At 44.2% G+C, this 17,253-nt stretch carries 9 protein-coding genes and 2 pseudogenes; 2 read left to right on the forward strand and 9 right to left on the reverse strand.

The genetic code is table 11. The annotated features are described in order from the left end of the window. Nucleotides 1-6 precede the first annotated feature (6 nt). From FJQ87_RS10360 to FJQ87_RS10400, 9 genes and pseudogenes are all read right to left on the reverse strand, one after another. The gene (locus FJQ87_RS10360) at nt 7-549 is read right to left on the reverse strand and encodes a core component of ECF transporter (protein WP_140932570.1); all 543 of its coding nucleotides are present in this window, start codon (nt 547-549) and stop codon (nt 7-9) included. After that, the gene (locus FJQ87_RS10365; RefSeq protein WP_140932571.1) at nt 542-1,222 is read right to left on the reverse strand and encodes an energy-coupling factor transporter transmembrane component T; all 681 of its coding nucleotides are present in this window, start codon (nt 1,220-1,222) and stop codon (nt 542-544) included. Before FJQ87_RS10365 ends, FJQ87_RS10360 begins: the two co-directional genes overlap by 8 nt. Further along, nucleotides 1,212-2,600 (reverse strand): ABC transporter ATP-binding protein, encoded by a 1,389-nt coding sequence (locus tag FJQ87_RS10370; protein ID WP_140932572.1) that lies wholly within the window; start codon nt 2,598-2,600, stop codon nt 1,212-1,214. Before FJQ87_RS10370 ends, FJQ87_RS10365 begins: the two co-directional genes overlap by 11 nt. Before the next feature lies 1 nt (nt 2,601). Then, nucleotides 2,602-4,620, reverse strand: a complete 2,019-nt coding sequence (locus tag FJQ87_RS10375) for a TonB-dependent receptor (protein ID WP_140932573.1) — start codon at nt 4,618-4,620, stop codon at nt 2,602-2,604. Between the two features lie 221 nt (nt 4,621-4,841). Further along, nucleotides 4,842-5,780, reverse strand: a complete 939-nt coding sequence (locus FJQ87_RS10380) for an EAL domain-containing protein (RefSeq protein WP_140932574.1) — start codon at nt 5,778-5,780, stop codon at nt 4,842-4,844. Next, the gene (locus FJQ87_RS10385) at nt 5,752-7,755 is read right to left on the reverse strand and encodes a hypothetical protein (RefSeq protein WP_168195173.1); all 2,004 of its coding nucleotides are present in this window, start codon (nt 7,753-7,755) and stop codon (nt 5,752-5,754) included. Before FJQ87_RS10385 ends, FJQ87_RS10380 begins: the two co-directional genes overlap by 29 nt. Nucleotides 7,756-7,758: 3 nt before the next feature. After that, nucleotides 7,759-8,451 (reverse strand): annotated as a pseudogene (locus FJQ87_RS10390) (efflux RND transporter periplasmic adaptor subunit); the annotation flags it as partial. A gap of 196 nt (nt 8,452-8,647) precedes the next feature. Next, a pseudogene (locus FJQ87_RS10395) lies at nt 8,648-8,740 on the reverse strand (helix-turn-helix domain-containing protein); the annotation flags it as partial. Between the two features lie 1,758 nt (nt 8,741-10,498). Continuing rightward, on the reverse strand, nt 10,499-13,435 hold the full coding sequence (locus FJQ87_RS10400; protein WP_140934072.1) for a DUF6701 domain-containing protein: 2,937 nt from the start codon (nt 13,433-13,435) through the stop codon (nt 10,499-10,501). A 1,335-nt stretch (nt 13,436-14,770) separates the two neighbouring features. On the opposite strand from FJQ87_RS10400, the gene FJQ87_RS10405 reads away from it, so the two are divergent. Continuing rightward, complete coding sequence (locus tag FJQ87_RS10405) at nt 14,771-15,586, forward strand: glycerophosphodiester phosphodiesterase (protein WP_140932577.1); 816 nt, start codon at nt 14,771-14,773, stop codon at nt 15,584-15,586. A gap of 74 nt (nt 15,587-15,660) precedes the next feature. Further along, entirely contained in the window at nt 15,661-17,208 is a 1,548-nt protein-coding gene (locus FJQ87_RS10410) for a phosphoethanolamine transferase (RefSeq protein ID WP_206194338.1), read from the forward strand. The last annotated feature ends 45 nt before the right edge of the window (nt 17,209-17,253 follow it).

The following is a 17,253-nucleotide window of genomic DNA, read 5'->3' on the forward strand; positions in this document are numbered from 1 at the left end:
AAGTGGTTAAAATTTATCAAGGCGAAGTAGGCCGTGAGCTTGTAATCTCGCTAACACTGGTGGCACTAACAGAGCTGCCAATGTGGCAAAAAATCCGCCTTTAAGTATGCTAAAGCCCCATTGAATGAGCACTGCATCGATGGCCATTCCTGCCAATATGTTGGTGAGTGCCACTTTTAGCCCCCATGCAATACAACCGGCAATCCCGAGGATCACGCAGCGCCAATGTATGTTCATTGCCAAAGGTAAAACTAATGCCACCAGATCCATAGCTACTGCTGGCAAGGCAAACTTAAGTAAAATCATCGGCCCGCCCTTGCCTACTCCTAGCGCCATAGCGACAATGCCAGCAATCACGCCGCAAGCCGTCATGCTGCCAAAACGCCTAAGCACGCCATAGCAAATAAGATAAAAAAAGCACATTAAAAACATACTGTGGCCCGACAAGCCGAGCTTTAGCCTTAACATTCCGGTTAAAGCCACGAGCAAGGTGGCACAAAAGCCAATAAAGAGAGAGTCTTGCAAACTCAAGGTGATTTTTTTAGTCATAGTTGTCTCGTGGTGAATGCCAATGGGTTGGCTGCGCGCTTACACCAAAGTGGCGAGTTTGCGCGGCAATGGCCATTTGGCGTGATAATTTAAGCAGCTGAATAAGTACAGGAAATAGCACGCAGTACACTAACTCAGACCAGTTTTTAGGGTGTCGCAGTGCTTTGGGCGTAATGCGCGCGCCACGCAAACACTGGATTTGATAGATTTCTCGAATTTCATTAGCCATGTAAGGCAATAAATGTAATGAGGCAGCAACCACAAAGGCCCATTTAGTCGGTAAAAAACCACTTAATACGGCGCCGATGCGCTCGGGCGCTGCGGTAATACACAGCCACCACCCGGGAATAGTGGCGAGCATAATGCGTGCAACCACAAGTGCGCCTTGGGTTAATTGCGATGAACCATAAAGCAGTAAATACAAGCTTAAGGTGATGCCAAGCTGCACCATAGCAAGCTTAATCAGCCCCCAAATGCTGGCGCGGCGCAGTAAGCCGTGGATCACTAGCAAGCCGTTAATCACAGCCAGTGGCCAGAGCAAAGCTGTCGGCAGTAAAAAGGCGCAGGCTGATAACACGCAAACCAACAGCAAGGATAACGCGCAGATAACTGTTTGCGCGCGCTGGCAGCGCCAATACTGCCGCAGACGTTGATATTGGCCGCTACAGCGCATAAGAATTACCTTCCTGCGTGATAGCTTCATCTTTTAGCGCTGCAACTAATTGGCCTTTGCGTAAGTTCAACTGTCTTGAAATTGCCTTATGGTTAATCTCTCTATGGCTAGTGAGTAAAATGCCGCAGCCTTCGGTGCTTAAGCGCTGCAGTAAATACCATACCTTGGCCGAATAATGTTTATCCATGCCCGCGAGCGGATCATCTAATAGCAGTACTTTAGGCTGCAAACAGGCCAATGATGCCAAGGCCACTAAGTGCTGTTGGCCATAAGATAAAGTGTGGGGAGAGCGCTGCGCTAAGCTCAGTAAATCTAAGTCTGTTAACCATTGCATTGCCCGCTCTTGCGGTAATGCAAAGCGCTTTAGGCTAAATTGCAATTCTGCTAGCACTGTAGTTTCAAATAGTTGCCGACTTGGCCGCTGCATTAATAGCCCGAACTGGGCGCCAAAAATGCCAAGCTTAGGCACTTGCCCTAATACGGTAAGCGGCAAATCGGTTTGTAAATTCAGCATTCCTGCCATGGATTTTAATAGGCTGGTTTTACCTGAACCGTTAGCGCCAACTAGGCTAACTATCTCGCCTGAACGTAAAATGAATCCCTTCGGGCAACTAAATAGGCATGAGTGAGTATCGAAGGCAAAATCAAAGCCATCAGCGCTTACGACCTGATCCCATATGAGTGTTGGCTGCTGTTGATGGTCTTTGAACGCTGGCTGCGTAATGTCTTCAGGCTCGTTATTCTTATATGCCCCTTGCCATAATTTACCGGCTTCAAGATGCCAATGATGATGAATAATTTCAGCAAAAGCTGTGGTGTTATGTTCAACCAACACCAGCGCCATGCCTGATTGCAATAACTGTTGCAGTACCACTAATAGCTCGCACACTCCTTGATCATCTAATTGCGCCCAAGGTTCATCGAGCAAGAGTAACTGCGGCTCGCATACTAATTGGGCGGCAAGCATTAAGCGATATTTTTGCCCAAGGGATAAGGTATTGACTGGAGTATTAACGCTAACCTTTAAGCCCACTTGCGCGAGTGCCACTTGCACTTTAGTTAACATCTGATCAGACGGTATGCTGAGATTTTCTAAGGCAAAAGCCACCTCAGCCCCAACGGTTTGGCGCAGGAGCTGAGTTTGTGGATCTTGCATGACTAATCCAGTGATGAGATTGGGCGCGCGCGTAATCTCACCTTCATAAGGGCTATCATGCGCGCCGGCCAAGAGATTGAGCAGGCTCGATTTCCCCGAGCCTGTTGGGCCACTCACACAATGGCACTGGCCTTTCGCAATCGTTAAGTTAATTGCCTGCAATACCGGTGGCAGCAAGCGGTTATATTTGATACTAACCGCATTTAGTGTGAGCAGTGCCATGCTAGATTTGCCAATTCACACCAACAAATACTTGGCGTCCTGCTTGTGGCAAGGCTTCGCTCTGATAGTAATTTTCATCAAGCAAATTGGTTGCCCGCAGATACACTTCCAACTTGTCACGGATTAATGGCTGCACTAAGTTCACATCCACTAAGGTGTAGTTACCCAGTGATTGCTCTTGATACAGGTTTTGACCGTTAACTTTCAGTTGCGTGGCATACACTTGATCCAAAATACGCTCAACATTGAAGTGAATTTGAGTTTCTAACGGAAATTCATAACTGAGCTGCCAGCGTAACTGATGGCGTGGTCGATATTGCAAAGTATCTATGCCAGTCGTGCTCTCTACTTCTTCTGCATCGAGGTAGCTATAGGAAAAGCTCAAATCTAAATGCTCTATTTCACGATTATTCGCCTGGAAATCTACCCCTTTAAATCGATAGCGACCCATGTTTTGGTAAAAACCTTTGGCGTCTTTAGCTATGTAATCTTTGGCATCTGTGTAATAGCCATAGAGGGAGAAATCTGTGCTGGCAGGCAAGTCCTGCTGTAAACCTAATTCAACATGCTGTGATTCTTCCGCCTCTAAATTGGGGTTGCCTGATTGCTGCGAATATAAGTTCACCATCAATGGGAAGCGCACTTTACGCGCAACACTCATGCTTAAGCGTGAATCTTCAGCTACTTGCCAATAGCTCGACGCCATAGCTGAGTAGTTGCTATCTGAGCCTTCGTTAGCATCAAGCGAGTGATAAGCGCCGCCTAATGTGAAGCCGTACTTATGTTCAGATTGATACTGATATTCAGCCGCTAACGTATACAACCAAGCAGAATCATTGATGCTCTCATTGCCACCTGAGCCGTTACCGCTGCCCGAGCCATTACCACCACCTGAGCCATTACCACCACCTGCGGCTTTATCTTTTTTATAGGTCTCAGACACTGATTTCCAGCGTTGATTTTCAGCAATAACTGAGGTGGTCAGTATTCCCGCTGTCTGCAAATTAGTGATCAGTTGCAGATTGAGACCTTGAACAACTGAGCGTCCATCTTGTGACTTAGTCAGTGCTTGATAAGTTTCATCAGCATAGGTGGTTTCTAAGCTATCGCTTTGATTGTGATAGCCAAATCCGCGCAAGGTAAAGGTCTCATCAAATTGATGGGCTAAACCTAACTGGAAGGTGTGAGCGTCATAATCATCGGTGCGTTCAAATTTGGGCTTAGCGCTACCAGTGCCATCACGCGGCGGTTTGCCCCATTCGCCGCTCGTTAGCGCCATGTTAGCAATTAACTGAGTCTGATCTGATAACCAATAACTGCCTTGTGCATAGATATTGGTGGCTTTTTTATCTGAGTTTGCCCGCACATCGCCATTTTGGAATTGCGTTGGGATAAAATCTCCCGACATAGGGTAACCATCGGTTTGTTGATGGCTAACACTAACCAGCCCTTGCCAATTGTCACCGGAACCTGCGGCGCTAATATCGCCATTTAAGGTATCTTGTTTGCCAGTCTCAATGCTGCCTGCTAACGCTGGCGCGGAGCCGCCCTGCTTAGTGATAATATTGATCACGCCGCCAGCGCCACTTGGGCCATAAAGGACAGATGTCGGGCCGACAGAAACCTCAACCGAAGCTATTTGGCTGGTAGGTATCATGCTTGGGTCAAACTGACCATCTTCAGCGCTACTCATAGGCACGCCATTGACTAACAAAGTCACATGACGAGTTTTAAAGCCGCGAATATCCACTCTAGGAGTACCATCGCCACCGACTCGTACATAAACACCAGGCACATTGTTTAAGACTTGATCTAGCGTTTGCGCCCCTGACGCCTGTATATCATCTTGGCTAATAGTCCAATGGGTCGTTGCCATATCACTGGCTTGACCACCGTCGCCGTAAACGACAATCACATCTTGAATATTCATCAAAGGATCGCGATTGATTTCACTCGCGTGGACGTTAAAACAAAGACTAACAGCAAGGGATAAGGATGATACTTTAAAAGCGGCTTTCATATTGTTATAGGGCACTAAATGTAAACAGTGCTGCATACTAGGGGATTTTGAGTAACCGCCTCAACCCAAAAACCAGTAAAAGCCACCTTAGGTCAACTAAATGCCACAAATGGGAAACAAAAATGATATTAGTGGGACATAATGTCTAAGCTTACTGGCTTTTTGTCTAACTGATTGTTTATCTTGATGAAACATAATGCTGGTCCAGTATGAGCGGTACATCACTTGGTTAGGAAAGCTTGGTTTTTATCTCCAGCAGCCCGCAGTTGCTCTGGCTGATGGGCATTGACTCTTGCAACATGTTGCTCTGCGGCGACCACAATATTATTAAGTACACCACTGAGCGCTGAATTATTGACGAGTTTCTCATGGGAACCTGCGGCCCAGACCTTACGGCGTATATTTGTTGGGTTAGACAGCAGCAGCGTCGCTTGCTCACGAGATATCGGCTTACTGAATAAATAACCCTGACACTCATCGCACTTAAGAGTTTGCAATACCTTAAGTTGTTCTTCTGTTTCTACCCCTTCAGCGATTACATGTAATCCTAGGCTATGAGCCATGGCAATAATGGCGCTGATAATTGCGGTATCGTGGGCGTGGAAAGGAAAATCTTGTAGAAATGATCGGTCAATTTTTACGATATCAATAGAGAAGCGTTTTAGGTAGCTTAGCGATGAATAGCCGGTACCAAAATCATCTAGCGATATGCGTACGCCAGCCGAGCTTAGCCGAGTGATAATTGAAACTGCGGTATCTATATGATGAATTAACGCTGACTCGGTAATTTCTATGGTTAGTGATCCTGGGAGAATACCGATTTGCTCAACAATTCCGATAATGTGATCCGCAAGTTCGGCGTTACGGAGTTGAACAGCCGATACGTTGATTGCTATTGACAGGTGCTCATGCCCGCTGGCTTGCCATGCATTTAATTGTCGACACGCGGTTTCTAATACCCACCATCCGATAGCCTCAATCAAGTCGGTATTCTCGGCAATCGGAATAAAATTGTCAGGTGTGACTAGGCCAAGCTCAGGATGGCGCCAGCGTATTAAGGCCTCAAAACTGGAAATTCGTCCGGTACTCATATCGATAACAGGTTGGTATTCAAGAAATAACTCTCCGCGTTTAACGGCTCGGTGTAATTGTCCTTCCATGCGTATCTATGGTAATATCGCCGCCGCTTAGCACTCCCAATGCTGCATGAGGAAGTTTAGTGCTGCCAGCTGGAACCTCTCGGATTATGGTTGCGGGTATTGCTACCCCTAGTCTATCGGCCAGCATTACTTCTATGGATAACGGCTTGGTGCGTAACAGCCCGACGCTTTTCTGCGATATGACAGCGCGCACCATAGGTTGTTTATCTTGGATGATATATCCCAGTACATCACCTTGATGTACAAATTGGCCGCGCAATTCATCAGGGTCATTGAAAACGAAGCGGCCTGCGGCAGGGCTGCGAACCAATAAGCCTTTTATGCGAGAGTTTATCTGTGCTAGTTCTGCGCTAACCGCATCGATATCAGTTGCTATCATATCTCCACGAACGCGGCTCTCCTTTCGTTCTGACGCTTGCTGTGTTTTGAGCTCATTTAACCGAGCAAACAGGGTTTTTTGACTAGTGATTAGCGTCTCATCTTCGAGCTCAAACAGTATCTCGCCGGGGGTGACATACTTGTCGGAATGAACGAAGGTTTGTTTTACAAAGCTGTTGGCCACACTCAGCACCCGGCTATTATCACTGGCAGCGACAACGCCTTGCGCCTGGGTTATTAAGGGAACAGGGATCATCAGCAAGCCACAAACAAGCATGATACCTACTGCTAATACCACAAAACCACGCGTCCTTTTGGCTTCCAGTCGTTGACTGGTGACAAGAAAGGTCAGCGTTTGGATGAGGGGTCTTATCAGCTGAATAAAAATGGCCCAGCAAGCCAAGATAACGCCAATAATCAGAAACTCACTGGACAGGTATATGGCAATCCCGACTAAGACAAAGAGTCGATAGAGCGGAGACGCTAATCCATAAAAAATGAACCAGCCTCGTTCGCCATCGGCGGTGACTGGAGAGCGAGAGTCAGTTAACTTGAGAAGGTATTTTTGAATAAGGTAAAGGTAAAAACAACCTGAACGGGAGGCAAGATTAGGAATTTCTAGCATATCTTCAAGCACATAATAACCATCTAAGCGCAGTAAAGGATTGCCGTTAAACAGCAAGGTGGAAATGCTGCCTATCATGGCCAGATTTAAGGCGGTCTCATGGATAATTCCAGGTTCAGTCAACAGCCAAATAAAGAGTCCGAAAGCCGCCATCAGCATCTCAACCGCTATACCTGCCGCCGCAACCATAGCCCGCCTTTTTTTATCACGAAACGCACAAGACGCAGAGGCATCAACATAAGGAACCGGCATAAAAACTAAGAGCGTTATGCCGGTTTCGTGAACTTCCCCGCCCCAAGCTTTAACAGCCATGCCATGGCCTAATTCATGGAAGATTTTAACGACTGGGTAAAGCAGCCAAAATGACAATACTTCAGAAGTACTAAGCGTTTTAGCACTGATAGCCGCACTGATTTCTGAGATGTTGGTTAATGCCACCAGCACAGCAAACAAAATAATCCCAAACCATATTGCCAAGCCTGTGGGTGAAAAAGACAGTCGAGCTAAGGGGGCTAAACGGTTAAGCAACCGATTAGGATCAAACAAGGGGATACGCAGCGATAACGGATTGCTAAGAGTACGCCGACGCTGGCGCTGCGATTGTGAATAACGCTTGAAAACATCTTCAGCTGTGTATGGCAGTCCGTCACGAAGTACTTCAGCGCTGTGCAGCTGCGCCAAAATTTGCAAGATATCTTCAGGGGTTAGCGCTTGAGTAGCATCAAGAGACGCATTGGCCAGATGCATGATTTCCTGAACCGTAAAATCACCATTGAGGCGACCAATAACCTCAAATGCCGTGGCATTAAAACGGTTAAATCGACCCGATGATTCATCATGTAATAAATACCAGCGCTCAGAGCGATAATCCTGAACCAGAATACGCACGTGTTTGCGCAAACATGGTTTTAGTTCTGCAATATGTTGCCAGAGTTGTGAAGTTTGAGACGTGAGCGCAGTCTTAGCAGCCATAGATTACCAACCTAGCGACCACGCCCATAGGCGCAAGCGATTAACAGAGGAAGCCGTCCACACTTTTAATATACTAGCGCGGCCTATATTAATTTTGGCAATGCCCTGCATGCCGGGGCGTAACCCTGCTAATTCGTTAGTTATTTCAGTCTCTACTCTAAATTGATTGCTGCCTTGTGCGGCAATAGACAGAGGTAAAATACGTGAAACCGCTAATTGAATTGATTCATCCGGCAACCGTGCCAGTCGTAAATTGGCTATTTGCCCAGAGGCTATGTTAGAAACCTCGTGATCATTGACTTGTAATGCAACGCGGTAGCCTTCAGCGGGGACAATCTCAAAAAGTAATTGCCCCCTTTCTATGGGGGCGCCTAATGCTCGACTCCAATCACCACTGATCAGTAAGCTGTTAAAAGGTGCGCGTAACTGAGTGTGTTGAAGTTGTTCTTCAATTTGATGTAGCTGCGCATCAGTTTGTGCAATTCTGGCAATCAACACACTGACTTTCGATCTATCCCTTATGGCAAGAGCCTCTTGATACTCTTTCGAGTGTTTCTCTCGCTCGCTTAGCCATTTTTCTTGCTGCAGCAAGAGATCGCGGTTATCCAGTGTTGCAAGGATTTGCCCTTGAGTTACGCTGTCGCCAGCTCTCGCGCTCACTGTCGCTATATAGCTGCTAAACGGCGCCACGACGGCTTGCTGACTTGAGCCCTCAACGGTTGCCCCTTAGTGCCTGTGTTATGTAATACAGTTTTCCAGCTTGGCTGAGATTTGATTTGTCGAAGATGAATGACAGGCGCGATATGTTCCGCCAATAGGTTTAGCTGAAAGATAACCTTACTATTGAAGTGATTGGTTTTTTCACTGAATAAAGTGATAACGCCCACCAGCGAATTATTTTAGCTATATGTGCTATCGAAAAGCCCTGTTCTAAAAGCACGGAAATCTGGTATCGTCTTGCTACAGTCAACTGTTGATAATTCATAGTGATACTCTTTTACTTTGGCGAGATAAAGCGTACCACTTTCAGCAGTTGGCTTCTTCTACACCTCAATTAGAGTGTCGCAGTTATTATCTGAATTTTGGGGTAGGCAACATAATCGAAGACGGCATCGTTATTGCCGACCTCTTTTTGCGCAATCCCCGCGCCGCCCTTGATGGTTTTTATGGCAATGGATTGTAATGTTGAGGATGGTTGGCAAGAGTCCGGCCAAAGTGCTGCCGCTTTGGTAGAACTGATGTCGTTTTTGTGGTTAAAAAAAGGCCGCCGTGATTGACGTCAGAAATCATTCGGCACTGCCAATCAAGCCAGTAGCTAATTTCTTGTGAATTAACCGAAGTGATCTCGGTACTACCCATGTTTAAATCAAGCATTGATTATTCCCAAATATAGCCTCGAAGTGCGCCCTCGCCGGTTAAGCCGCTAATGGCTGAAATCCCCTTAGCGACTTACACTTCAAACACGTTTTCGGCTGCTCAATAGTTCATGTTCTTCTGAGAAAACTCGATTAATTCATCACTCACTAACATTAAAGCCGATGTGATATGTAAGTTTGATTCGCCGTTATCGTTATTTAATGAGTCTTATTGTCTATTAATAGACCTGTCTTACGCTTAACTATGGTTAAAATGGCACCCATAGCCTATTGACCAAATAACGCAGCCACCTCTCACCAAAAGGCTATCGGCCATTGATTATTACGGGTCTTTAATCAATGGCGATGGCATTACAAGTCGTTTATTTCGTCCTTATTCAAGTATTTTAGGTTTTCGAATATTGTTGCTTTGGCAGTCATTAGCATTTGGGGTGACATAGTTAAGCTTTCTTCAGCTTAAAACGTGCCAACATTTGCTTTAACTGCTCAGCCTGTTGAGACAACTGTACCGCTGCACTCGCGCTTTGGCACGATAAGACACATCAAGGCAAGAACCAAACCGTATCCGGTTAATATTTTAGTCCGAAACGTCAAGTTACTTAATAAGGTATTATTCATCCTTAACCTCTAATCATTCAAAACCAGCCGTTCTTTAGCCAACGGTTAATTTTAATCCCTGGGTAGATACATCCAATAGGGATTACCTATTGGTATGAGTAGCTTAAGTATTGACGAGAATTTGGCGATAGAGGTATTTTTTTAGACTTTTTAACTAGGTAACCGTTTATGTATAGCAATGGCGAGGATACATATTTGTAAAAGCAGCAACAGATATGCTGTTAATTGAAGGATTGAAGCGGTTAAGAGCAGATCAACGTTATTCTGTCTATTCCTCCTTGACCGTTTAGCCTGTCAACGTCAACAGGCTTATTACCTCTGTGGCTGCCGCATCAATGCGATTTAACACGTTTACATTCGGCCACAAGTGATGCCAATAGGATGACTGGTTAGTGGATATTGGCCTAGGTTAACCTCCCTAAAAACAAATCACCTATCAATGCTGAATTACTTGGCCAATACCAATGAACGTAAGATGCCAACGTTTTATGGTGAAGATATACAGCCTCATGCATGTGTATGTTCCCGCTATGTGTCGCCGTGGCAGTGACTGGCCAGTTAATCTCAGAAGTGGAGTAATGAAAACAATGGGCAGCAATATTCCACACGTAATGATCATAATCAGCTTCATTGGCTCGAAACATTCATACTCATATTCACCAGAGGCTAACTGCCCTATCCATGGTCATCCCACGCTGTCATCTTTTATATTGCTGATTTTTTAAGTCAACATTGATTTGATTTAAACACTAATTGACTTCGCGCCAGTATATTATTTTGTCACTGCCACGATAACTGCCAAAATACGCACTCGCCCGTGGTTCAGATAGCTGAGTTGCCATTGTGCCATCCCAATTCCAGTACCATTCTAGCCATGTTGGAACATCCAAGGGGGCAGTAACTTGGCCGCGGTATGGCGTTCCACTGGCTGCAAATGTTTGCCAGAGTAATTGCAATTGGCCAGCTTGAAATTTGTCGACGCCGCTGCGTCTAACACTTTGCCCTGTGACTAAGGCTGGGGAAAATTTGTAACCAAGGTTAGGAGCATCAAGCTGTGAAGCTAAATCATATACAGCGGTTGTGCAGTTATCAGCAGTATTTATGGCCCAATCGTTCCCATTCCAATATTCGGCGCGAACTGGCATCGCCAGAATGACATTCTCTGGCCCATAGGTGTTATCCATAACCACGCGCCCATGCCTAAGTGTCTGATTGCTAATTTTCTTTGCATTGCAGTTAGTGCAAATGCCTACTGACGCGGCGTCCATGTCTGCATCCGCTACATAGGAATAGATTTTATTGGGATATGGATCGTTATCTTGCACTTGTACACCTATATCCAAAAACTCGAAGGGACCATCTTGATACACATTCGCTGAGACATTAGGTGGCATACGACTAACATTGGCTTGGTGACTTACCCCCACCACTGCCTCTCCTTGAGCCCAACTTGATGAATTAACAGGTAAAGCACTTAAACGTGATAGAAGGTCGATACCGTTGTTATTGTTCTCTGCCACCAGTGTTGCCGTCGCAAACGAAAATGGTGGGAAATAGTTTTTCGTCACCTCTCCAGCAACATTTTGCGCACTAATTTTCATTGCCATAGGAAATGGCTGATCCATATAGCTAAAATTGCCACAGGCGGGAGTGACAGAGGTGTCACTCACTCGAAAATGATCTGGGACAAAACGGCCAAGATTGGAAGAATGTGCTGTAGGAATATTTAAATGAGTGGCCGAACCAAGGTAATTTTTTTTGGCCGTTGCTGCAATTTGGAAGACGCCAACCTCGCTAATCGATTGATTATTGATGGTATTGAGATTATTCCTTTGTGCACTATGGTCGTAAGATGTTACGCCTAACTTGCCATTGTCTGCGCCACTTGCGAGTGTGGGAGCAATGACTTTACTCGCCAGTGTCATCTGTGAGTCGCTGTAGTTGGGGGTGCTCAAATTGCCAACACAAAAATCGCTATCATTATCTGTTTGCCAAGCCATGGCTTGCACTGTCATACCAAAGGTTTGCCCAGCTTTTCGATAGGCATTACAGGTTTTATCAGCACTTGAGCAATTGGCATGAGTTTCAACAGGTTTAACACACAATCCCGCTGGGACACTGACAAACTGATCGCTACCCACCATCACTAGCCCCTCGTTATCGCCGATGCCATCGAGCCTAGCATTGAGCGCTAACTTTCCTGCATCAGGATAATTAACCTCAACCGATGCAACCCCTTTAGTAAACTTAAGCGGTATAGCAGTACGGCTGGATTCATTTTTAGCGATAAATATTGGCGCGGATGTGCTCGCAGTGCCTTTGATTGTGATGGCTTGTTGCCAATCAGCTGGGATAGATGATGGAGTAATATAACTACTCCAAAAACCGACATTTTTAGTCGCATCACTAAATGCAGGCACACATTCTAGGCTTGAATTGGATTTTCTGACGGCAGAAATAGTAATAGTGGTCGGCTTATTAGCCAGCTTATCAGGGACATCAAAAATAAAACCACTTTCGGCAAATGCTAAGGTACAAGATGCGGAATTTAAACTTCCAGAGCCTTTACGACAAAGAGTATTTCCTCCAAATAATGGATTAGAACTACTCACCCCAATAGTGACAGTTGGCGTAACCACATTATACCGTAACGCAGCCGTAGCGATGCCGTTATTAAACGTTAACAGGTTGGAGTTAACGCCATTGACAAACCAAGCGCCATTTTTATTGGGGTTCATAGAGAGTTGCGCGGTAACGGGGGCAGTAAACAGTTGGCTGCAGTCAGCATTAGCGCAGGCTCGAACCGCCATGGTTTCAGCTTTACAAGTCAATGGTGATGCTGAGTAATCAAACTCAAAGTGATGCACTTGTAGACCAGGGGTTTTATCATTAATGCGACTAATATCGTTCATTTCAAGAGAATTACTAGTTACCCTGCCATTGATAATTGCATTTTTATTTAGTGTTAATTTTTTATCACTGTATACCAATCCATTTAATACAGAGTCAGGATGTAGTTCAATATCGCTATAACCGATAATGAGAGCGGAAGCAGTATTGTTTTCATTGAATTTAGCGCCAGTTAATTCAAATTTTTGCTCAATAAAAATACGAACATTACCTTGTAATATTACCTTGGCACCTTGGTTCAAGATGAAACTCTCTACCCAATAGTCGCCTTGAGGTAAAATAAGAGTTGCTCCCTTACCTAACTCGAGTTTCTTAAATCTATACTGATTGTAATTTGCCGATAACGTTACAGTGCAAGTGGAATAAATAGAAACAGTTTGAAACTGATTTTTCCAGCTACCACCAATAGTTAATTGCTGGTTACGACAATGTTCTTGACTATAACTACCACCCGAGCCATTGCTGGGTAAGAAATCGTTATTGCCAAATAATTTTAATCCCCGAATATCCTTACCTGTAATGGTGCATTGCCTAAGCCCGCCCTTATTATCATCACAACTTGTGATTAAAAGCCCATTGTCATGGTTACTAGAACAGTAGTTCAATGCAGCGCCACCAGTGCCATAAATGGTCGCTTGATCATTTATTTTTAATTGTTCGGATGATACGCCATGACATGAATCATCATTATTGCCATGGTGACCTTGCGCTACTTTGGGGAAAAGCTCACTTTCATTGACTACGTCAAATGCAATTACTGATGAAGAAAAACTCATTGTAAAGACTGCAGCAATGCCACAAAAAAATTTACTGCGCACGGGTATCTTCCTTAATATTGCTGCGAACACGGGCATCGCTGCTTTCACGCTATATTTGTAACCATGAATGCTTACTAAGCACGATTGTTTAAATCAAAATTCACAGGCTAAAATGGCTAATAAGACGATATCTTCCTGTCGTTTTGTTGGCTGTTTTTTGCACTTAAGCTTTGTGAATATGTTGGTGTTGCAAGGTAAATGCAGTTAAATGTTTAGTTAACATGAAAGCTAGTTGTTCTAACGTTGCATCTTAGGCTGTGATAATTAATGCCTATAAATAGAGTAAAAACCAATGTGACATAAGTGACTTTTGTATTGTGTTAATAGATGTTTAATTTAGAGTTGACGTGAGAGGCAATCGCATAAGTAATTTCAAAAATGATACATTCTGATAATGCTGCACTAGGCTTAGCTATCAAATATGAAAGCGCCCCCAACGTCCATTGTACAAATCAACATACAATCACCACCACTTAATTAGCAATGCCGATGTTGGCTAACTGCGCCACAAACCATATGTTACATTAGGTTACACCTAATTAAATACCTGTACAATATTGATAAGTTTGATATTGATTTATGGTTACATTATTTGTGACGGAGTCTACTGTTTGGTCATTGTTTGTCTGGCTTTTGTGATGGGCTCGGTGTGTTTTGGTAAGTTGTGTTGATTTGGCTGGCAGTGTTAGTGTGGCGATATATAGCTCTTTGTTGCTGCCGCTTGTAGACCATTAAATTATTCTGCCTATTTTTATAGGCAATATAAATCAAGTAGAATGTGATGAAAATTGTTGTGTTTAACAAAATTCAACCCTTGTGTTTGTTGTCAATCTAAAAGCCTCTCTAAATTAATACAAGTCTGATTATTCTTCATGGGCGGAGTATTTTTCATGCGAATGTTAACCTGATTCACCGGCCATAACCTTGGATCTCACATGGATGCAAACTAGTCGTTAACAGCGAGGCTAAGCGATGACATCAGCTCGCTAAACGGCTTGCCTAAAGCTTGATACTTGATGCCTGATGTATATGGCTTAGGGGCTTCTTGGTTTGAGCAATTGCCTAATCTTGAGTCGCTTTATGTACTAGTGCAATGAGTGCTTAGTTAGCTGTAATTATTACTAACTGTCAGCCACTTACCATCGAATAAAGTTAAATAATACAGTGCAGTCAGCCTAGGTGCTCTATAGTCATAAGTGGGTGTTAGGCTTAGTGTATTTAGGTGCAATAACAAGCATTAACGCCAAGTTGTTACTAAACCAAGAGACTGACTTTTACGGATAAGGATGTCAATTGCACATATCAGCTAAGCGTTTAGCACACTTGTTAGTTCTGGCTATCCTAGTGCTGCCATTAGGGCTACTTATCCTACATCTCGCTTTTATGGTTAAAGCCTCGCAATCAACTGAAATCATCAGCTGCCAGCAAGTGTGGGCACATCGCGGCGCTCACACAGAACACCCTGAAAACAGTTTAGCGGCCTTTACTGCTGCTTTTGAGCAAGGCACTCGAGGGGTTGAACTTGATGTGCATTTTGATAGTCAATCTAATCAGTTTGTGGTGAGTCACGATGCAATAGCCCAGCAAGCACTAGCTAATGCATTAACCTTGGAAGCTGTATTTGCCAAGCTAGGCGGCGCTGGTTACTACTGGCTTGATTTCAAGAATCTGGTGGATTTATCACAGATACAAAGGCTGCAAGCCTTGGCCGAGCTTGAACAGCTTATCAAAGCGTTTGATGTGCCCAAATCGCACCTCATTGTTGAGTCCATTGCTATCGATGGTTTAGTTATCTTTACTCAGGCCGATTTTATTACCAGCTATTGGCTAACTCTCAATGATGAGCTGTCACCGCTCAGTTATGGGAATTATGCTTTTAGGATAAAAGCCAAATATCTGCTCGGGCAGTTTCGCGTTATTTCAACGGATATTAATAATTATACCGATAATTTTGGCATCCATTTTCCGCAGATCCCAACCTTATTATTTACTGTGAACGAGCCATCATTAATCAATGCATTATTTACTGAGGCGCGGGTGCGTGTGATTTTAACTGATCACGGCGCGCCTGCGACCTTTGATCTTTGTCAAGGAGCGATAGCCAAATGAAACTCAGGCCGTTGAAGCTAATGCCACTCACAAATTTCACTTCGCCATTGCTGCTTTTTAGCGTTTGTGTTGGTATGAGCTTAGTGATTAATCATGACAAACTTGCGCTTTCAGAAGTGAAAGGCATTATTCATTCACTCGGGTTAGCGATACTGTGTTTTGGGTTATTAAGGATTGCGGCTCGTGTATTGTTAGTGCGGATATTATTAGCGCTATTAATAGGATTAGAATTCTTTTTACAACTGACGTACCAGACATCCATGTCTGTCAGTATAGTGATGAGCTTATTGAATGCCCCTATGAGTGAGGCTGTAAGTTTCATTAACCAATATGGATGGGCGTTGCTGCTTGCGCTTATTTCTATGGGCTTATTGATTACTCTGCCGATACGCCCAAGCCCGCTTCTTACCGTCACGAGTTCAGCCCTTGGTTTAGGGTATTTGTTGATACCCCTGTTATTGCAGCTTCCTGGTATTTACCGTGATGAGTTTTATGTCGATTACCTGAATAAAGGTACCTCTCGCGGTCATTCAACCACGTTTAGTCAAATCGAATATAGTTTACATAAGTTGTCGCCGCGCTTTCCTATGTTTACCAGTGTTATTGCTCTCTTAGACAGTGCCACATTTCTTGGCATGCAAATCGATAGCCATTCTTCATGGCAACAAGTTAGCCGTGGTGATAATGCCCCGCATTTATTGGTATTAGGTATTGGTGAATCACTACGAGCCGCCAATTTAAGTCTTTATGGTTATGAGCGAAATACCACGCCGCAATTAGCGTCGTTACAACGCAGTCAAAATTTACAGGTATTTAATCAAGTGTATGCCGCCGGAACCAATACATGGAACTCAGTGCCTGCGATTATGACTCATAGCCAAGACTTGCCAGATATGTCTAAATCTATTATTCACTTAGCTAAAGATGCCGGGTATGAAACTTTCTGGTTATCTAACCAAGCGGCCTTAGGTCAATGGGATTTCTCTATTACGAGTTTAGCCAATCAAGCCGACCATCAATTCTTTGTGTCAACCGATGCTGGCGGCAGTCAATATGATGAGGTGCTAATTCCAGAGCTGGCGTCTGCAATCGCAAGTAGTGACAAACCCAAACTGATTGTTTTACATTTTTATGGCTCGCATATGACTTTTAGTGACCGTTATCCAGCAAAATTTGCGCATTTCAATTCAGCTAACTCAGAGCTCGACCAATACGATAACTCAGTGCTTTATACCGACTATATACAACAGCAGATTATTAATTTAGTGACCAAGCACAAGGGGCAGTATTTATATTTTGCCGATCATGGTCTAGGTGAGCCTAACGGTCCTATTGCACTAAAGCACGATGTGAGAACGCCTCCTGATATCGACTCCTTACGGGTGCCTATGTTCACCACGCCTAGTATCACTAATCACTTAAATTCGGCGCAAGCCGTGCCGCTATTTCATTTTGAATGTATTTTCACGCGCTGGGCAGATATTAGCGCCAAGGAGATTAGTGATAATAATTTCTGTGAAAAGGCGATTAATGCTGAACATTTGACTTTTCTTGATGCCAATATGAAAGTGCAAACGCAGCTATTGCCAGCGAAACTAAGTGCTAAATTAACCCTAAAGTGACAGGCTATTCTCTATAGGTATAATGGCGCATTTGTGATGTAACTG

The organism is Shewanella sp. SNU WT4, from assembly GCF_006494715.1.
Taxonomy (GTDB): Bacteria; Pseudomonadota; Gammaproteobacteria; order Enterobacterales; family Shewanellaceae; genus Shewanella.